At 69.7% G+C, this 17,181-nt stretch carries 18 protein-coding genes and 2 pseudogenes; 10 read left to right on the plus strand and 10 right to left on the minus strand.

The genetic code is table 11. The annotated features are described in order from the left end of the window. Nucleotides 1-44 precede the first annotated feature (44 nt). The 4 genes from LHJ74_RS00140 to LHJ74_RS00155 form a co-directional block, all read right to left on the minus strand. A complete protein-coding gene (locus LHJ74_RS00140; RefSeq protein WP_260215277.1) occupies nucleotides 45-626 on the minus strand; it encodes a hypothetical protein in 582 nt (193 codons plus the stop codon). A gap of 137 nt (nucleotides 627-763) precedes the next feature. After that, on the minus strand, nucleotides 764-1,390 hold the full coding sequence (locus LHJ74_RS00145) for a hypothetical protein (RefSeq protein ID WP_260215278.1): 627 nt from the start codon (nucleotides 1,388-1,390) through the stop codon (nucleotides 764-766). A 2-nt stretch (nucleotides 1,391-1,392) separates the two neighbouring features. Next, nucleotides 1,393-1,929 (minus strand): RNA polymerase sigma factor, encoded by a 537-nt coding sequence (locus tag LHJ74_RS00150; RefSeq protein WP_260215279.1) that lies wholly within the window; start codon nucleotides 1,927-1,929, stop codon nucleotides 1,393-1,395. Nucleotides 1,930-2,296: 367 nt separating this feature from the next. Beyond that, entirely contained in the window at nucleotides 2,297-2,524 is a 228-nt protein-coding gene (locus LHJ74_RS00155) for a hypothetical protein (RefSeq protein WP_260215966.1), read from the minus strand. Between the two features lie 151 nt (nucleotides 2,525-2,675). On the opposite strand from LHJ74_RS00155, the gene LHJ74_RS34595 reads away from it, so the two are divergent. Next, the gene (locus LHJ74_RS34595) at nucleotides 2,676-2,945 is read left to right on the plus strand and encodes a helicase associated domain-containing protein (RefSeq protein ID WP_511262213.1); all 270 of its coding nucleotides are present in this window, start codon (nucleotides 2,676-2,678) and stop codon (nucleotides 2,943-2,945) included. Here the strand turns inward: LHJ74_RS34595 and LHJ74_RS00165 are convergent. The 4 genes and pseudogenes from LHJ74_RS00165 to LHJ74_RS00180 all read right to left on the minus strand — a co-directional run. Then, nucleotides 2,900-3,166: pseudogene (locus LHJ74_RS00165) on the minus strand (AbiJ-related protein); the annotation flags it as partial. The gene LHJ74_RS34595 and the pseudogene LHJ74_RS00165 sit on opposite strands and share 46 nt — an antisense overlap. Further along, a complete protein-coding gene (locus LHJ74_RS00170; RefSeq protein ID WP_260215281.1) occupies nucleotides 3,163-4,080 on the minus strand; it encodes an abortive infection family protein in 918 nt (305 codons plus the stop codon). The pseudogene LHJ74_RS00165 and the gene LHJ74_RS00170, both read right to left, overlap by 4 nt. 538 nt (nucleotides 4,081-4,618) lie before the next feature. Next, complete coding sequence (locus tag LHJ74_RS00175) at nucleotides 4,619-4,831, minus strand: helix-turn-helix domain-containing protein (protein WP_260215920.1); 213 nt, start codon at nucleotides 4,829-4,831, stop codon at nucleotides 4,619-4,621. A 218-nt stretch (nucleotides 4,832-5,049) separates the two neighbouring features. Continuing rightward, nucleotides 5,050-5,631 (minus strand): RNA polymerase sigma factor, encoded by a 582-nt coding sequence (locus LHJ74_RS00180; protein ID WP_260215282.1) that lies wholly within the window; start codon nucleotides 5,629-5,631, stop codon nucleotides 5,050-5,052. A gap of 578 nt (nucleotides 5,632-6,209) precedes the next feature. On the opposite strand from LHJ74_RS00180, the gene LHJ74_RS00185 reads away from it, so the two are divergent. Then, entirely contained in the window at nucleotides 6,210-6,851 is a 642-nt protein-coding gene (locus tag LHJ74_RS00185; RefSeq protein WP_260215284.1) for a hypothetical protein, read from the plus strand. Nucleotides 6,852-6,876: 25 nt separating this feature from the next. Here the strand turns inward: LHJ74_RS00185 and uppS are convergent, their stop codons facing one another. Further along, the gene (gene uppS, locus LHJ74_RS00190) at nucleotides 6,877-8,520 is read right to left on the minus strand and encodes a polyprenyl diphosphate synthase (protein WP_260215285.1); all 1,644 of its coding nucleotides are present in this window, start codon (nucleotides 8,518-8,520) and stop codon (nucleotides 6,877-6,879) included. A gap of 573 nt (nucleotides 8,521-9,093) precedes the next feature. Here uppS and LHJ74_RS00195 point away from each other — a divergent pair. Then, on the plus strand, nucleotides 9,094-9,261 hold the full coding sequence (locus LHJ74_RS00195) for a hypothetical protein (protein WP_260215286.1): 168 nt from the start codon (nucleotides 9,094-9,096) through the stop codon (nucleotides 9,259-9,261). Between the two features lie 198 nt (nucleotides 9,262-9,459). Here LHJ74_RS00195 and LHJ74_RS00200 read toward each other — a convergent pair whose 3' ends face one another. Then, nucleotides 9,460-10,056 (minus strand): TetR/AcrR family transcriptional regulator, encoded by a 597-nt coding sequence (locus LHJ74_RS00200; protein WP_260215287.1) that lies wholly within the window; start codon nucleotides 10,054-10,056, stop codon nucleotides 9,460-9,462. Between the two features lie 147 nt (nucleotides 10,057-10,203). Between LHJ74_RS00200 and LHJ74_RS00205 the strand changes: the two genes are divergently transcribed. From LHJ74_RS00205 to LHJ74_RS00235, 7 genes and pseudogenes are all read left to right on the plus strand, one after another. Then, on the plus strand, nucleotides 10,204-10,629 hold the full coding sequence (locus LHJ74_RS00205) for a RidA family protein (RefSeq protein WP_260215288.1): 426 nt from the start codon (nucleotides 10,204-10,206) through the stop codon (nucleotides 10,627-10,629). After that, complete coding sequence (locus LHJ74_RS00210; RefSeq protein ID WP_260215289.1) at nucleotides 10,626-11,786, plus strand: alkene reductase; 1,161 nt, start codon at nucleotides 10,626-10,628, stop codon at nucleotides 11,784-11,786. The genes LHJ74_RS00205 and LHJ74_RS00210 overlap by 4 nt, the downstream gene beginning before the upstream one ends. 510 nt (nucleotides 11,787-12,296) lie before the next feature. Next, entirely contained in the window at nucleotides 12,297-13,040 is a 744-nt protein-coding gene (locus LHJ74_RS00215; RefSeq protein WP_260215290.1) for a C39 family peptidase, read from the plus strand. A gap of 54 nt (nucleotides 13,041-13,094) precedes the next feature. After that, the gene (locus LHJ74_RS00220; RefSeq protein WP_260215291.1) at nucleotides 13,095-13,613 is read left to right on the plus strand and encodes a GNAT family N-acetyltransferase; all 519 of its coding nucleotides are present in this window, start codon (nucleotides 13,095-13,097) and stop codon (nucleotides 13,611-13,613) included. 373 nt (nucleotides 13,614-13,986) lie between these two features. Beyond that, complete coding sequence (locus LHJ74_RS00225; protein WP_260215292.1) at nucleotides 13,987-15,357, plus strand: FG-GAP and VCBS repeat-containing protein; 1,371 nt, start codon at nucleotides 13,987-13,989, stop codon at nucleotides 15,355-15,357. A gap of 31 nt (nucleotides 15,358-15,388) precedes the next feature. Beyond that, a pseudogene (locus tag LHJ74_RS00230) lies at nucleotides 15,389-15,670 on the plus strand (TetR/AcrR family transcriptional regulator); the annotation flags it as partial. 210 nt (nucleotides 15,671-15,880) lie between these two features. Then, nucleotides 15,881-16,921 (plus strand): vWA domain-containing protein, encoded by a 1,041-nt coding sequence (locus LHJ74_RS00235; RefSeq protein WP_260215293.1) that lies wholly within the window; start codon nucleotides 15,881-15,883, stop codon nucleotides 16,919-16,921. The last annotated feature ends 260 nt before the right edge of the window (nucleotides 16,922-17,181 follow it).

The raw sequence follows: 17,181 nt of genomic DNA on the forward strand, positions 1-17,181 counted from the left end.
GGACCGGCCTCAGGTCAGCCATCGGGTTGTGGGGGCGGGGCGTCTCATACATCGGTGGGCACGGCCCGGTCGTGCGGGTTCACTCCGCCTACGAGCAGGCTCTGTCCTTCGTCGGTGGGCGTGGAAGTCTGGCGGATCCGGTCTTTCCACTCCGGAGGCCATGTGGTCAAGCAGTCCCAGCGGATGCCCTCCAGCAGCACGCCCTCAAGTTGTGCGGTGTGCAGGTCGATGCCGCAGAAATCGTTGCTCGCCCGCTCGACATCGTCGACGGCGCGCGCGAGTGTCGCGGCTCGTGCCCGGGCCCGCTCCAAGTCGTCAAAGACGTCTTGAGCGATCTCCGCCACCCCCGGCATGCCGGCAACCTGCTCCTCCAACAGGCAGGGGGTGAGTTCCTGCTTCATGAACTGCTGAAGGCTGCGTGCGCTGTAGATGAGTGCGGCGGCGGGGGCGGCGAGATGCTCTTCAACTGCTTCCAGGTAGTCGGATCCGGCGGGTGCCACGGGGCGCCGCGTCGGCGCCGGAAGAAGACGCAGAACGTCACCGACTGCGGTATGCGCCTCCCGCAGGAGGCGCTGCGCGTGCGTCAACATCCCTTCTTGGTGCAGCAGTTCGATCACGTCGTTCATCCAGTCCCGAGCACGACGCAGTACCACCTCTCAGGGTACGAGCAGGCGGACGACATCGTGTCGAAGCTGGAGGCCGGGCGGTGCCCCGGCCCCAGACCTGTGACGCCAGGGGCGTCCCGGACAGCGGCCCCGACTCGTCACGCGTCGCCCGGTACGGGCGGTGGGGTGATGGTGCTGTTCTCCCGCCAGTAGGGCGGGCATTCGGTCCTGCGGGCCTCGGGAAGATCCCGCTTGATCATCGAACGCTGGAAATCGAGCTCCTCGCCCCGGAAGACGGCGGGGTTCTCGTCCCGACGCTGCTGGACCATCAGAAGAATGTGTTCGCCGGGCCGGAAGGCGTCTTGCGGGTCCACCTCGGCCGGGTCGAACAGATTGAGCCGAACATGATCCTCCCCGTGGGCCGGCTTGATCCGGTCCTGCACGTCGAAGGTGAGGATGATCCGGCCCGGTGTGTCCGCTTCCCGCACCCGCACGACAATCCCCTCGGCGATGAACCGGGAACACGCGATGCCCTCGGTTCTGGTCTGGCCTTGTCCTGCCGCGCCAGGATCCGCCGAGTCCTCCCCGCTGTCCATGCCGAGACCGACGGCCAGCACGCCAGCCGCCACCACGGCCGCAGTGACCAGGGCAGCGGTGATCCTGCCAGGGGTACGCCACCAGACGGGGCGTGGCGGCGGCCCGGAGGCACCGCGCCCGGCCTCCTCGCCGATCAGCGTCAGCGCGCGGCGCAGCCGCTCCTCGTCCGCGTCCGTCGTCTCCGTCACGGTCAGATCACCTCCATGTCGCGCATGCGCGTCCGCAGGGCGGCCACGGCGGAGTTGAGTCGGCTCTTCACAGTGCCTTCGGGCACGTCCAGCAGCCGGGCGATGTCGTGCACTGGCAGGTCCGCGTAGAAGCGCAGTGCCACCACCTGCCGCTGGAGCAGTGTCAGCTGCTCCAGGCCGTTGGCCACCGTCAACGCCAGGTCGCGGTCCTCCTGCGGGTGGTCGGGCGGCCACTTCGCCCAGCGCGTGGCCAACCGCTCACGCAGCCCGGTGTCGCGGATGCGCGCCCGGTGCCAGTCGGCCGCGACCCGGGAGGCGACCACGGACATCCAGGCCTCCGGGCTCCGGATCTCCTTCCCGTCCAGGCCCGCCTGGGTCTGGATCAACTTCAGCCGGACCTCCTGCACTCCGTCCTCGACCTCGTCCCAGGGCACACCGCCAAGCGCCAGCACCGCACGGACCCGCCGCACGTTCTCCGTCCCGGTGAGGGGCGAGGCGTCGTCCCGCCCGGCCGTCCCCGCTCTGCGCCATCGCGCCATCCGTACCTCCTCCACATCACTCCTACGACGGAGCGGGCCGGGGAAACGTTCGCTCCCGTCGCCGAACGGCTGGGCGCGATCCCGTGCACACACGTCCGGGGGGGCGACCAATTCCGGTCGCCCCCGGCGGTGCCACGAAAAAGTGTTGATCAGCCGCAGGCGACGCGCGCCGCCTCGGCATCGGACCTCTTGCGGGGGAGGCGTCCGGCTGCGCCGCCTCGAGCGCGTCGACTAGCTCGTCGGCGCTTCGGCGTCGGTGTCCTTCCTTCCGCTGGCAGAACCGCATGTACTTGTCGATCTACGCGGCGAGGACCTGCGCGGACTCGTAGCAGTTGTCGATCTCCACGAACAGCAGCGGCACCCTGTCCTAGGGCGAGGTGATGACGATGTCCGCCTGGGCGCCGCCCTTGCCAGGGTTGGACCAAGCGCCTGTCGCGGGCAGCGCCACCTCGGTCGCGTAAGAGGCGATGGTGCCCAACCCGGTGGGCGCGTCGACCGCGGCCTGCGCGGTGGCGAGGACGTCGGCCGGCTCACTGGCGAGCTGGGCCAGGTCCGGCTTCGGACGCTGCCGACCGAGCCCGGCGACGTCATGCACCAGGGCGAGGACCTCGGCCGGTGGGTGCGCTCGGTCGGCTCGGGTGGGACAACCTCACGGGCGTACGGCAATGGATGTGTGAGCAGGTCCTCGGGATCACACCCGCGGCCGAGGACGAGAAGCCGCAGCCGCGCCGTACGCAGGCCGACAAGTGGGCGCTGAATTACGAGGCCGCCAAGCAGTTCTTCGAACGCGAGGGGCACCTGCGGGTGCCGAGGACCAGGGGGAGCGGGAGCACAAGCTGGGGGCCTGGATTGGGAATCAGCGGAGCAGGGCCGCGACGCTGTCCCCGGAGCGGATGGAGCAGCTGTCCGCCATAAGGAACCTGAGCAGCGGTTGCGGAGAGTCGCCGTTGAGGCCGAAACGGTCGTCGGTGAACACCCATTCCGGCGGCCAGTCGTCATTGCTCAGGCAGTGCTGAGTAATGTCCTCCCTGGCCGTCAGGCGCCGGAAGCCATCGCCTTCGAGGGCATCCAGGTCGTACAGGCGCTCCAGGAACCTCACCTCGTCCAGAGCGCCCCACCACCAGACCTTCTCGACAACCAGAAGGTCGAGAAGGCGCTGGCGGGTGACCACGGTGAGCTGCTGCGGTGCCACGGGACTACTCCGTCCTGTCAGGGTCGCTGGCTCGCGCGAGCTCATGTCGAGGTCGTGAGTGTGCCGCACGCGAGCGGGGCCGTCGCGGAGGCCTTACGCCAGGGGGCGTCAGCGTCGGCGAGGGTGTCGAGCATCAGCTCGCACCAAGTGGCGGCCGTGCCGACGGCGAAACGGGCATGCCGGGGCCCGAGTCCGGTAGGTGCGGCCAGCCGCCCGTGGCCGGTTCCGTACCTGTTGCGCAGTTCCGCGACGCCGATGGCAGCCGAGGTCAGTGCGCCCAGGATGCGCTTGATGCTGTCGGCGTTGTCCGGGCTGCCGCCATTGCGGGCCGGCGGCACTGCCGCGGGGTGGAGGTGAAGGGCCTGCTGCGCCTGCTTGATCAGCGCGGGCAGGTCCTGACGTTCGTCGACCGGGAGGTCCCGCTTGAGCAGCACGAGCTTGGCGGTGGCCTCGATGAGCTGCTTGGCCGCGCCGATCGCGTCGTCGGGGTAGTCGGCCCCGAACCTGCGCACCCGCTCCAGTTCGGCCTGGATGCCCGACGCCTCGGACAGGGCGTCAGCGTGCACGACCAGGTGGGCGACGCGTGCGGTGTGCAGGCGCAGCTCGTCGTCCAAGCGGCAGCCGTCCCGCGCAAACGCCTCCCGCAGCTCCGCCACCGTGTCGGCAGGCAAGCCGTCACCGCCGAACTTTCGGCTCTCACGGTCGAGGCGGCGCAGCATGCTCTCGAACACCCGCAGGGCCCGGGCCACATGGTCGTGGTCGGTCCAGTCGACGGACGCGGCGTAGGAGTCGAAGAGCTGCTTGCGGACCCCGCCCTCGCCGGGGGTGAGGTCAGGGTCCGCGGCGAAGTGCTCGTTCTCCCAGTACTCGCCGATCGCCCCTGCCACGAGACCACTCATCAGTCCCCGGACAGCGTTGCGAGCGGTCCGGGAGAGCAGTTCGCGATCAGCGGTGGCCATACAGGCAGATTACGGGGTCTGGCGTATAGAGCGGACGGGCATTTTCTACCTTGCAGCTCCAGTGGCGTGCGGATGGAGGCGTCGGTCCAATATCGGCTTGTGGTGTCCGGGCCGGCTCGCCAGGATGTGCTCGCATGTTCGGGCTCCTGCCGTGAACTCGGCGCCGGTGCGTACCGACATCGCCCGGAAGAACGCCCGGCCATCCGGAGAGTGGCTGCTGGTCGTCCAGCGGTAGCCGGGACCGTCCATGAGCGCCCTGTCGACGAGGAGTGTGGCGAGACCTTGCCGCTGCACTTCTGGGGAGAGTGAGATCTTCGAGATGACGCCCCGCTTGCACTCGTGGCACACCTTCCCTTCCGCGCATCGGATATTCCGTCACGGCCATAGACGCGAAGATCCTGGAAATTTGCAGGCCTCGTCGCTGCATGCAGCAGAAAAACCTCTCGGTCCTCGGGCGGCGGAGAAGCATCCACCGCCAGCGAAACTCATCCAGCTCGTCAGGTGTCCTCACCGGATCTCCTTCGCCCGGCAGCACACGTCACGGGCGATCGGTGGACCCGATGCGTCCCATGTAGCTCTCCCGCAGGTAGTCGTGGACTGCTTGCTCGGGGACCCTGAACGACCGCCCGACGCGGATCGCGGGGAGGTGACCGGAGTGGACCAGGCGGTAGACCGTCATCTTGGAGACCCGCATGACGGAGGCCACTTCCGCGACGGTCAGGAAGACCGCTTCGTTGAGCGGGCGTTCCAGAGCGCGCTCGCTCCGGTTCCGCTTGCCTGCAGCGACCGGGCTCTCGGGGTTGTCATCGGGTTGCGGGACCGGCGGCGTGGACTCTGCCATCCAGTCGAGCAGCCGGTTCTTGCACTGCGCCAGGCTCTGCTCATCGATGTCCATGGCGGCTTCGGTCTGGTGCAGCATGTTGCCGATCAGGATGTCGGTGTCGATGGCGCGGCTCTGCTCGTTGTCCGTCATGTCTGCTCCCCCTCTCCCTCTCGCGACGTGGCCGTCTCGACTGATTCCGCGTCCAAGAGCTCGCCTACCGCCTCGCGCAGTGCTTGCCGGGCCTTGGCCACATGCTTGCGCACTCCCGATGCCTGGATGCCCAGCATCTCTGCGATGCGCAGCTCGGACTGCTGCTCGATGAAGTACAGCAGGGCGACCTCCCTGCGCCGGGGCGGGAGTTCACGGATCACCTGCCAGCAGCGGTCCAGGTCGTCCCGGGCGATGACCGCGTGAGCCGGGTCGGGACCGACGCGGGCGTACAGCCGTTCCACATCAGCCTGCAGCCGGTCCCCGAGGACCTCTCGTCGGATGCCGTCGATCCACCTCCGTCGGCACACACTGCGGAGCCAGTTGCGGCGCTCCTCCGCGTCCAGGTTGGCGGGTGACTCCCATTGCACGAAGGCGGCCATGAACGTCTGCTGCACGAGATCCTCGGCTGCGGCCTGGTCCCCGCCGGTCCGCACCATGGCGTAGCGGGTCAAGCCGATCGCTTCCCGCTCCCATAAAGCGGAGACCTGTTGCACCTTCTCCTGGCCACGTTGCGTCACACCGGTTTCCCCCTGATCCGCTTCTGATGGAGCTCCGACATGCACCTTCATGGCAGGGCCCCCTCGCCCCCGCTCCTGGAGCACCACCGTGCCGCCAGGAGCGTGGCGTACCAACGCGATCAGGGTGGCTCTGCGTTGCCCTTCCGCCAGGAACGCGGCGGCGGTGGTGGTAAGAGCGGCGAGCAGACACAACGCCGCCCAGAATCTGGACTGCACAAGGACGGGCCCCAGCAAGCCTGTCCCGCGCTCTACGAGAGTGTTCACATCTCGGAGTCGAACGGGCAGCCCAAAGTGCTGCCTCCGATCCCCCGGAACTTCTGGATGAGGCCGGCCAGGAGGCTACGACGCTGAGCAGTCGGCAAGGGCGACGCACGTCAGTCGGCAAGCTGTGGTCACGGGTGGTGATCGTCCTGGGTGGGGGTGGCGCTCCTTGGCGTGTGAGGTGTCGCGTCATCGACATGAGTGCTCCTTGCATCCTTTTGGGTGGTTTACGGGCTGTCCGCAGACCAGGCAGCAAGGTGCCTGAAGGATTCCTTTCGGGTCGTGCCCTACGGCCCGCGGAAGGACGGTGCGTATCGATGAGTGCGACACGACGGAACGTTCTGGGTGCAGCTCTGGCCACGCCCTTGCTGGCGCAGTTCGCCGGGACGGCGTCCGCGGCGGATGAGAGGTACGGCACGGTCTCCGACGGCTGGGTCGAGGTCCGGTGGTCCGAGCCGGTCCAGGCCGAGTTGGACCGGCTGGAGGCGGTGGTGGAAGCCGTGGCACCGGCCGTGATGGTCACGTCTTCCGGTGGTCCGGCGGTGCGGTTTCCCGTGCGTTCCGGCAAAGGCGACCCCTCGCTGAGGAAGCTGCCGAAGGCCAAGGGCAACGGCGCTCTCGACGGGGGAGTCGCGGTGCGCACACCGCTGGGCAACGTCCGGCTCACCGAGCTGGAGGGTGCTCTGAAGGACGAACTGGCGTCGGGAAAGTGCCAGGTCAACGGCCTCACTGTCGAACACACCTCGGCCCTGCGGTGCGGTGTGGAGAAGGGGAAACTGTCCACCGACAAGGTTCCGGTGGGCAAGCCCCTGAAGGTCCGGCTCAGTGAGGTGCCGCTGTACGCCACCCCCGAGATGCTCAAGGCGTATACCGCGACGTTCGGCACGTCTCCGTTCGGCGAGGGCACGGTGCTGGGGTATGTGACCGTAGCCGGCACGTACACCCCGCCGAAGCCGTGAAGTGAGCCCGGACCCGGGCCCGGGCTCAGGAGGGCTTAAGCCGGCTCCGCTGAACGGGCCGGCTTGTCGGCCGGGCGGGTCCGGGGAGGGTGCCGCCGAAGCGGCGCTGGCGGCCGGCGTAGACCGTGACTGCTTCCCGTAGCTGTTCCAGGCCGAAGCTGGGCCATGGGGTCGGGTCGAAGACCATCTCGGCATAGGTCAGATGCCAGGGCAGGAAGTTGCTGATCCGCTGTTCACCGGAGGTGCGGATCAGCAGATCGACGTCCGGGAGGCCGGGTGCGTACATGTTCCGGTCCAGGTCGGCGGGGCCGATGTCCTCGGGCCGGATCGCTCCGGTGGCCGCTTCGGCGGCCAGTGCGCGGGCGGCCTCGACCAGTTCTTCGCGCCCGCCGTAGTCGACGCAGACGGTCAGCGTCAGCGTCTCGTTGTTCGACGTCATGCTTTCCAGCATGGTCAGCGCGGAGGCCAGTGACGGGTCGATGCGGTCACGCCGCCCGCACCAGCGCACCCGCACCCCCAGGTCGTGCAGCCACTCCGCACCCCCTCGGGCCATCGCATCGCCCATGATCTCGAACAACGCGTCCAGTTCGTCCTGAGAACGGGCCCAGTTCTCGGTGGAGAACGCATAGAAAGTCAGGTGCCGCACTCCCAGCCGCAGCGCGGCGTTGACCTGACGCATCGCGGACCACTGACCCGCCTGATGCCCCCAGGAGGCCGGCTGACCCTGCTCCGAGGCCCATCGTCGGTTGCCGTCCATGATGACCGCGACGTGCTCCGGCACCGTATCCACCTCCGCATGCGGCCATACAGGGCGGCGGGAGGCCCCGTCGGCAGACACCAGCGGCTCAAGACCTTGGGTGAAGACCCGCTCCTTGCGGAGGGCGATCTCGTCGAACTGCAGATGGGCCCCCAGCACCAGCACGTGCAAGAACGGCTGGTACTCGCGCTCAGCCATTCCCGTCACCGACGCCGCCTGTTCCAGCAGGACGTTCCAGCGGCCGAGTTGCATGCGCACCAGTTGCGCCAGCGCCCCGGGACGTTCACCGCGTACAAGATCAATCACCTCCAGTCCCAGTGCCCGCAGATCGGCGCGCGGCAGGTAGCACCGGCCGGCAGCGAGGTCCTCCGGCATATCCTCGAACTGGTCCACCGCCTGGCCCGCCTCGCCCAGCAAAGAGGTCAGCGCCAACACCTCCGGATCCCTCAAACCCACAAGCGGGGACCACAGCTCAAAGCTCGCACCCGTCACCCCCCTCAGATATCGCCGCTGGTCCTGGAACGTCTCGAAGACAGGGGGACTGACGCAATCGGCCTCCAGAGCGCCCAGCAGCTCCTCGATCACCGCACGGTCAAGATCCCACCGCCACACCGTGTCCACGAACGCCTGCAGCACCGGATGCCCGCTGCCCCCCGAACGCAGCCCCTCGCGGGTGGCGGAATGCCAACGGGCAAGCCGCCGCTCACGTTCTGCTGCGGTTCCGCCCCTGTCGGCGATGGCATCAGTCCGCAGAACGAAGCCGTTGACGGCATGCATGTGCGGGCGAACCGGAGCAGGCAGCAGTTCAGCTGCCCGCCACAGCGGCGCATGGGACTGCCTGGTCACCGCCTCGCACAGCTCGTAGGACTCACGCAACTCAGACGAACCACACGAAGTCTCATCGCTCATCATGCACAGACCTCCCCTTCAACCACGCCGTCGGACAGCACCCCCGCCCCCAGGCAGCGCGGCGGGCGACAACGCCTCCCCACCGACGCGCAGGCGGGAAGCCACCCCCATCACTAACGACACGCCGACCGACCGGTACCGGGCAGCCAAGTGCTGGCGGGCCACTGTGATCCGCCTGTCCGAAGTCCCGAAGCCGCTGGTCGCAGGCTCGGCTACTCCGGATGCGGCAAGGACGGTGGCTGTTGGGGCCTTCCCTCTTCCCCGACGCGGTCGCTTCAGCCGGCCGTAGCCCGGCACTCGGCTCTGGTGCGCCCCTCGCGTGATGGCCAGATGCCTGCACGGACGGACAGCATCAGCCCCGCCCAGGCTGCGGAGCACAGTCGGACAATGTGACGGCGGCTGAGGGATGGCGGGAGCGATCGGGGCCATGGGCGCGCGCCGTCATGCAGGACGGCCAGGAACTGGACGTCCTCGTGAACAAAATGCGGACGGCGACACTCGGCCGACGGCGGCCCCGACCGCGATCACGGTCTCGGCCGAGCACGTCACCCCAATCCCCGCGAGGACTGCCGAGCGGTGCCGACGGACGGTGCGGTGGCCGGGAGGCAGTGGGTGCCGGCCCGCGTGCGCATGCCCACCGCGGGTCCGGGCTGGTGGCTGCACCGCCGGGACTGCTGGCAGATCATCGGAGAGCATCGCCGCGTCGCCACGGTTGAGGCCGTCCAGCGGGTGCTCGCCGGATGAGCCGCTGCCGACCAGCCTCCAGCACAGCTCACCGGCGCCGCCGTCAACCTCATCCGCATCGGCGCCTGGCTCACCCGCACACCCCGAGCCCGCACCGCCCCCCTGACAGCACTTCGCCCCGCCGCACAGCGGCGGGGCGAGGCACCCAGGCCCGGATTGGCCAACAGCATCCTCAACGAGCGGCCGGGCACTGGTCGTTCACCCCGCGTCCGGCCGGGGCCGCAGGCCGAGCAGGACGTCCTGGACGAGTTCGGCGCTGCGCCTGACTGCGTCGTCGCCGAAGCCCAGGAAGTGCCGGTAGTGGATCGGCGCGTAGAAGAGGTCGACCATCGCGTCGGTGGGCACGTCGGAGCGGAGCTGCCCGGTGGCGACGGCCGAATCCAGGCGGGCCCGGCACTCCACGATGCTGGGCTCGAGGATCGTTTCGCGGAACGCCCTCATCAGCGCGGGGTCGTTCTGGGCCTCGCCCATGACGCCCTTGTAGGCCTCGCTGATCCTGCCGGTGATCAGCCGCTGGCTCACCGCGGTGATCTGGGTCGTGAGGTCGGCGGCGATGTCACCGGTGTCGGGGAAGGCGAAGTCGTCGCCGAGCTCCTCGTTCATCGCCTCCAGCACCACCGCGCCCTTGGAGCGCCACCAACGGTAGATCGTGGGCTTGCCCACGCCGGCCTGGGCGGCGATGGCCTCGATGGTCACCTTCGCGAAGCCCTTGCGGCTCACCAGGTCGAACGCCGCGTCGAGGATCGCCCGGCGGGCGCGCTCGCTACGCCGTTCACTGTTCGGGTCGGGGGTCATGGGCCTCACCCTACCGCTCGCGTGACGTTACGTTTCGTTTTGACAAGGCGCTCGGGATGTTCTAGATTCCGTGGCGTTACGGAACGTTTCGTAACGCCACTCGTGCGGGGCCCGGTGCCGGGCCCCCCGCCGAAACAGGGGAGAGGCATGTCCAGCAATGAGAGCGCGACCACCGTGGGGCGCATCGAGAAGATCGCGACCACGCCGGACTGGTACGCGCCGTACCGGATATCGCAGGCCGTCCGGGCCGGGGGCTTCGTGTACGTGTCCGGACAGGCGGGCTTCGAGGAGGACGGGACGACCGTCAAGGGCGGGTTCCTGGCGCAGGGGCGGCAGGCGTTCAGGAACGTCGGACGGGTGCTGGAGGCGACCGGCCTGGCCTTCGCGGACGTGATCAAGGTCGGCATCTTCGTACGGGACATGGCGACGAACCTCCCGCACGTGATCACGCTGCGCGGCGAGTTCCTGGCCGAGCCCTACCCCGCCGACACCCTCGTCGAGGTCGTCTCGCTGGCCCAGCCCGACTGGCAGATCGAGGTCGAGGTCATCGCGCTGGACCGGAACGCCGCATGAGCGCCGGGGTCGTGACGGGACGGGCGCGGGACGCGGAAATACCGGAAGAGGGTGTGGGAATGCGGGAGTTGCTGGAGCCGTACCGGGCGGGGCGGCTGGAGCTGGCGAACCGGGTGGCGATGGCCCCGATGACGCGGGGCCGGGCCGACGACCTGACGGGGGTGCCGAGCCCGCACGCGGCGACGTACTACCGGCAGCGCGCCGGAGCCGGGCTGCTGATCACGGAGGGCGTGTACGTCAACGCGCTCGCCAAGGGCGGCCCCGGCATCCCCGGTCTGGCGACCGACGCGCAGGCGCGTGGCTGGCGAGAGGTGACGGACGCGGTGCACGCCGAGGGCGGCACGGTCTTCGCCCAGCTGTGGCACGTGGGCCGGATGACCCACCCGTTGACGCTGCCGGACGGCGAGCTGCCGGTGGCCCCGTCGGCCGTCGCCATCGAGGGGAAGCAGATCTTCACCCGGGACGGGCTGCTCGGCCACGTGACCCCGCGCGAGCTGACGGCCGGTGAAATCGCCCAGACGGTGAGGGACTTCGCGTCCGCAGCCCGGCGTGCGATCGAGGCGGGCTTAGACGGCGTGGAGATCCACGGCGCGAACGGCTACCTCATCCAGCAGTTCATCGCCGACAACACCAACCTGCGCACGGACGAGTACGGCGGCTCGGTCACCGGCCGTCTGCGGTTCGCGACGGAGGTCGTCGAGGCGGTCGTCACCGAGGTCGGCGCGGACCGCGTGGGTCTGCGCATCTCGCCGGACAACGCCGAGAACCAGCTCGCCGAGGCCGACGCACGCACCACGTACCGTGCACTGGTCGACGCACTGGACCCGCTGGGCCTGGCCTATCTGCACGTGCTGGAGAACGGCGCGTACGGAGCCATCGCGGACCTGCGGACGCGCTGGTCGGGAACGCTCGTCGCCAACACGAACGGTCCAACGCCGAGCAGCCCCGGCGCGGGGGCGCAGCTGGTGCGGGACGGGCACGCGGACGTGGTCGCCCTCGGCCGCCTGTTCATGACGAACCCGGACCTGCCCGCCCGCCTGGCCAACGGCACCCCGCTCGCGGGGCCGCCGACGGAGAACCTGTACGGGGGAGGGGCGGAGGGATACATCGACTACCCGGCCGCGACGGACGACCCCAAGGTCCCGGCAGTCGCATAAGTCGCCCGGTGCGCGGCCCGGCCCCCACAGGGCCGCTGCGCGCTCGGCGGACGCGTCGCGATCCGCCAAGGTGGGGAACGCCCTGTACGGCACTGCCAGCGGGCTCCGGGTGCGCCTGGGCCGTCTCGGCGCGACAGGACGCGCCTCGGGTGCGGGCGCGAGCTCGTCGGAGACGGTCCGCTGCGGGCCACGCCGAGGCGGCGGGTCAGCAGGTCGATGAGGTCGGTGGGCAGCCACAGGTGGGTGGCGATCCGGTCGCGGGAGAGCGCCGGGCAGGGGGAGTTGGCGGCCGCGCCCCGCCGCGTCGGCGGTGGCCCAGGCCCGCTCGATGGCGTATCCGCCGCACCAGGCGGGGCGGCGCCGTTCGACGGAGACGCCGCTCTTGGAGGCGTAACTGCCCCTGCATCCCCCGAACAGACGCATGGCTGGTTCTCTCCCCCTCGTCAGCGGCTTGCTGTCATGGCATGCTCATGCCTTTACTTCCTCCCCCACAGCAGAAGGAAGCCGAACATGCGAAGAAGAGCTTTCGCCGGCGCGCTCGGGCTCGGCGCCACCGGCGCGCTCCTGTCCACCGGCACCGCCCGCGCGGCGGACGGACGTGCGGCGGACGGCCGCGGCCGTCAGGTGGCCCCGCTGCCGCCGGACCCGGCGCACCCGAACGGCATCCAGGTCGAGACCGAGATCGTCGGCGGCCGCCGCAGCGCGTTCCCGACCCTGCGGACCAAGGAGGTGCACGCCAAGGGCGAGCACGTCCTTTCGGTCGAGTACCAGGTCCAGGAGACCGGCTACTGGTGCGGCCCGGCGGCCACCCGCTGCGCCCTGTCGGCCCGGGTCGCGGCCCCCAGCCAGGGCACCCTGGCTGCCGAGCTCGGCACCCACACCGGCGGTACCGACCACATCAGCCAGGTCACGAGGGTGCTCAACTCCCGTATCGACGCCGGGCAGTACTTCACCCGCGAGATGCCGAACGACCCGCCCACCCAGGCCCAGATCGACCTGCTGTGGTCGGACGTGGTGGCCGACATCGACAACAACTACGCGATCGTCGCCAACATCGTCGCGCCTCCCGGCAACCAGCCCCCCGGCTATCCGCCGGACCAGACCGTCTACCACTACTTCACGGTCATCGGCTACGACACCGACCACAACACGGTGCTGATCGCCGACTCGGCCTCCTTCAACGGCTGGCAGATCTACTGGCTGAACTTCTCCCAACTGGCGTCGCTGATCCCGCCGAAGGGCTACTCGGCCTGACGCCGGACGGGCGCGCGTGGCCCCGCGCCGGCAGGTGCGGGCACTATCAGCGGCGTGACGAGCTCCCCCACGTGCCCTCGCCGCTGCGGGCACCACACCTGGACAGTGGAGCCGATCAGCTACGACGCCCCTCAGACACAGGAGCTGCTGCTACGGCTCCACGATGAGCAAACGCAGCTGTACGGCTTCGCCGACCACCCGGCCGACAACCCGGCCCACCATTTCGCCCCGCCCCACGGGCTCTTCCTCATCGCCCATGACCGCACCACAGGGCCCGTGGCATGCGGCGGATGGCGGCTCGTCGTCCCGCAGACGGCTGAGATCAAAGGCATGTACGTCGCACCGGCGGCCCGCGGGCAAACCCTGGGCCGCACCGTACTGCGCCACCTTGAGACCGATGCCCAACTCCGCGACGTCACCCGCATACAGCTCGAGAGGGGGGCGGCCAACCTGGTCGCCCTGGCCCTCTACCGCTCCCATGGCTACACGCCCGTCCCCTCCTACCGCACGGGGCGTGACCCGAGAATCAACCGCGCATTCAGCAAACCGCTGACGCCCTCCGGCTCAGACTGAGGGCCGAGGCCGCCGGGGACGAGGGCGAGAGCAAGCGCCCAAATCGGCTCAGCGACACTCGACGCTCTGGCTGCCAAAGGTGCCGACTTCGCGTGCAGCTGCCCCGCCACCTGGCCAGAGCTACTCATCGGGACGCTTCGGCAGGCTCCACGTCCGCCGCGGTAAGGGCGCCCGTGGCGGCGGCCCGTACGCGCCGGCGGCCTCATGCGGCGGCTCCAGTGGGTGTGTTCGTGCCGGTGTGGGCGGGAGGGCGGGAGGGCGGCTGCGCAGCGGTGGTGTGCGACGTCCCGTTCCCGGACATGGCGGCCGTACAACCCTTTTCCCCCGTCACATGTCACTTCCTCACCATTCCCTCCGCTGAGGAGCCGCTCCCATGCGACAGAGACCCCGCATCGCCCTCGTGACGGCCGCCACCGTCCTCCTCGGAGGCGGCGGCCTGACCCTCCTCCCCGCGACGACGGTCCACGCGGCCACGTCCGCGGCCCGGTACGGCGACGACTTCAACGGTGACGGACACCGTGACTACGCCTCCGGCGGCAGCGGCCGGGTCACCGTGACCTACGGGACCGCGAGGGGCCCCGGTAAGCGGACGGCGAGCTTCGACCAGGACAGCCCGGGCATCCCCGGCACACCGAGCCGCGACCACGGGGATTACGAAGCCTTCGGCGACGCCCTGGCGATCGGCGACTTCAACCGCGACGGGTACGGAGACCTGGCGGTCGGCGACCACTCCGAGGACGTCGACGGCAAGCTCTCCCGGGGCGCGGTCACCCTCGTCTGGGGCTCGAGGAGCGGCCTGTCCTCCAGCGCCACCCAGCTCCCCCACAGGCTGCGCACCAACCACGGTTCCTTCGGGCACGCCCTGGCGGCAGGCGACTTCGACGGTGACGGGAAGACGGACCTGGCCGCGGCCGAGAACGAGTCCGTCTTCCTCTACCGGGGCGGCTTCTCCACATCGGGCACCAGCGGAAAGGTCACCGAGCACTTCCCCGGCGAGCCGGGGGCCTTCCAGCCGACCGCTCTCGTCGCGGGGAAGGTCACCAAGGACAAGATCACGGACCTGTACGTGCTCGGCCACGGCGTCGAGCACGTCGAGCCGGTGAACTCCGGCGCCTGGCTCCTGCGCGGCGGTCCGACCATCAAGCCGGGCGAACTCACCACGTACAGCGACAAGTTCAACTACCAGGTCACGGGCGTCATCGCGGATTTCGACCGGAACGGCTACGGCGATCTGGCCTTCCGTGAGGCTCTTCACCAGCGTTACGCGGGGTCCGTGCTGGTACTGCCCGGCGGACCGCGCGGGTCCGCCGTACCCCGCCGGATCTCCCAGTCCACCCCGGGTGTCGCCACCGCCGCGACCGCCGACGACTACTTCGGCCGGGACCTCTCCGCCGGTGACACCAACCGTGACGGCTACCCGGACCTTGCGGTCGGTGTTCCCGGCGAGAAGGCCGGGGCGGCCGAGCGGGCGGGCGGTGTGCACATCCTGCGCGGCGGAAAGAGAGGCCTGACCGGCTCGGGATCGCGCTGGTTCACCCGGCGGTCAGCGGGAGTGCCGGGCCCGGCCGTGGAGCACGAGGGCTTCGGCGCGCATGTCCGGCTCCGTGACCTGGACCGGGACGGCGACGCCGATCTGCTGGTTGCCGGCACCACCGGCTCCACCGTGCTGCTGCCCGGCGGCCGGTCCGGCATCAACGCGTCCCGGGCCCGCGAACTGCCCCTGGCCGCAGGCTTCCCGCAGTAGCACGGGCCGTGGGCGTCGCGTTCACGGCGAAGCCGATGTCGGGCTCGCGACGCTGCCGCGTCACTTCCCGACACGCGAGGCGCTCCTCGATGCCCTGCTCCGCACGAGCTTCGACGAGCTGGCGGCAAGGGCGGGCGAGCTCGAGACGTCGAGCTCGCCCGAAGACGCCCTCGTTTCGTGGCTGCGCGACTGCGTCGCGTGGACGACCGAGTGCCGGGGCGCGACCGTGCTGATGGCAGCCGCCATCGAGGACACCGAATCCGCACTCCACACTTCGTGCGTCACCCTGCGCGCAGCCGGTGCGCGGCTCCTCACGCCGTCGCCGTGGGCCAGGCGATCGATGGGCTCGCCGGACACACCTGTGCCGCATGGCCCCCGGGCTGGGACGGTGCCCGGCCTCGTGCTGCGTCCCGGCTGCGCCGCTGGTCGGGTGGGCTCTTCATCCGCTCCGGGGGCCAAGATCGATTGTCAGTGGTGGGTGAGACGGTAGGGGCATCGAGTCGGGAAAGAGGGGGAGTTGTTCATGTCGGGAAGCCAGAACTACATCAATCACGTTGCTCTTGTACTGGATGCCAGTACGTCCATGTCGCACCTGAGCCGCAAGGTCGTCGAGGTCGCCGACCAGCAGATCGCCTATCTTGCCCGCCGGTCGAGGGAACTGGACCAGGAAACCCGCGTCACGGTGTACGTCTTCGCCGACAAGGTGGAGTGCGTCGTCTACGACAAGGACGTGCTGCGGATGCCGTCGTTGAAGCAGCTGTACCGGGTCGGTGGAATGACGGCTCTGCTGGCGGCCGCGCTGAAGTCGCAGCGGGAGCTGGCGCAGACAGCTCAGCTCTACGGCGACCACAGCTTCCTGACGTTCGTGCTCACCGACGGGCAGGAGAACGCGAGTCACCGCTGCCCGGATGCCCCTGCCAAGGAGCCGCGCGAGCTGGTGAAGGCCGTGGCCGCGATGATGCAGACGCAGGAGGACAACTGGACGCTGGCCGTCCTCGTGCCGGACCAGGTGGGCAAGCGCGAGGCCATGCAGTGCGGTTTCCCGAAGGAGAACATCGCCATCTGGGACGCCACGAGCACCCAGGGCCTGGAGGAGGCCGGGCAGGTCATCCAGCAGGCCACCGAGAACTTCATGGTGGGCCGCGCCCAGGGCATCCGGGGATCGCGGGCGGTGTTCTCCACGGGTGCGGAGGCCGTCAACAAGGACACCATCAAGGCGGCCGGTCTCACCCCGGTGAATCCGTCCGCGTACCAGCTGATCCCGGTGGCTCGTGACGCGGCGATCCGGGAGTGGGTCATCGAATGCGGGCACACCTACCGGACCGGTGGTGCGTTCTACCAGCTGAGCAAGTCGGAGAAGATCCAGGCGCAGAAGCAGATCGCGGTGCTGGAGAAGAAGACGGACCGGGTGTACACGGGGCCCGAGGCCCGGGCTCTGCTCGGCCTGCCGGACGTGGAAGTGCGCCTCAAGCCGGACCACAACGACGACTTCACGATCTTCGTGCAGAGCACCAGCGTGAACCGCAAGCTCATACCGAACACGCGGCTGCTGCTGATGATCTGACGCCTTCAAACCCCGTCGGGGTTCCGGGGCCCTCCCACCGTCCCCCTCCCGGCCGGTGCCCCGGGCCCCCGGTACGGCCGCGACCTGCCGGTGCACGGGCACCGCCCGTCCATCGGCGCGGTCCCACACACAGCCCCCGCGCACCACCCGACGGCCTGAGCTCCCCTCCGAGGTCAGGCCGTCGCCGTGACCGGTCGGGCAACCGGCCGACCGGCCGCGGCGATACCGGCGCGGCGTCCACGTGCTGCCTGGCATGGCGG

The sequence above is a fragment of the Streptomyces gossypii genome (genome assembly GCF_025165795.1).
Taxonomy (GTDB): domain Bacteria; phylum Actinomycetota; class Actinomycetes; order Streptomycetales; family Streptomycetaceae; genus Streptomyces; species Streptomyces gossypii.

What these genes read in the sequence shown, in the direction of transcription:
- LHJ74_RS00140 (WP_260215277.1), bottom strand. Translation starts at nt 626, where the DNA reads ATGAACGACGTGATCGAACTGCTGCACCAAGAAGGGATGTTGACGCAC.
- LHJ74_RS00150 (WP_260215279.1), bottom strand. Translation starts at nt 1,929, where the DNA reads ATGGCGCGATGGCGCAGAGCGGGGACGGCCGGGCGGGACGACGCCTCG.
- LHJ74_RS00170 (WP_260215281.1), bottom strand. Translation starts at nt 4,080, where the DNA reads ATGGCCACCGCTGATCGCGAACTGCTCTCCCGGACCGCTCGCAACGCT.
- LHJ74_RS00185 (WP_260215284.1), top strand. Translation starts at nt 6,210, where the DNA reads ATGAGTGCGACACGACGGAACGTTCTGGGTGCAGCTCTGGCCACGCCC.
- uppS (WP_260215285.1), bottom strand. Translation starts at nt 8,520, where the DNA reads ATGATGAGCGATGAGACTTCGTGTGGTTCGTCTGAGTTGCGTGAGTCC.
- LHJ74_RS00200 (WP_260215287.1), bottom strand. Translation starts at nt 10,056, where the DNA reads ATGACCCCCGACCCGAACAGTGAACGGCGTAGCGAGCGCGCCCGCCGG.
- LHJ74_RS00205 (WP_260215288.1), top strand. Translation starts at nt 10,204, where the DNA reads ATGTCCAGCAATGAGAGCGCGACCACCGTGGGGCGCATCGAGAAGATC.
- LHJ74_RS00210 (WP_260215289.1), top strand. Translation starts at nt 10,626, where the DNA reads ATGAGCGCCGGGGTCGTGACGGGACGGGCGCGGGACGCGGAAATACCG.
- LHJ74_RS00215 (WP_260215290.1), top strand. Translation starts at nt 12,297, where the DNA reads ATGCGAAGAAGAGCTTTCGCCGGCGCGCTCGGGCTCGGCGCCACCGGC.
- LHJ74_RS00225 (WP_260215292.1), top strand. Translation starts at nt 13,987, where the DNA reads ATGCGACAGAGACCCCGCATCGCCCTCGTGACGGCCGCCACCGTCCTC.
- LHJ74_RS00235 (WP_260215293.1), top strand. Translation starts at nt 15,881, where the DNA reads ATGTCGGGAAGCCAGAACTACATCAATCACGTTGCTCTTGTACTGGAT.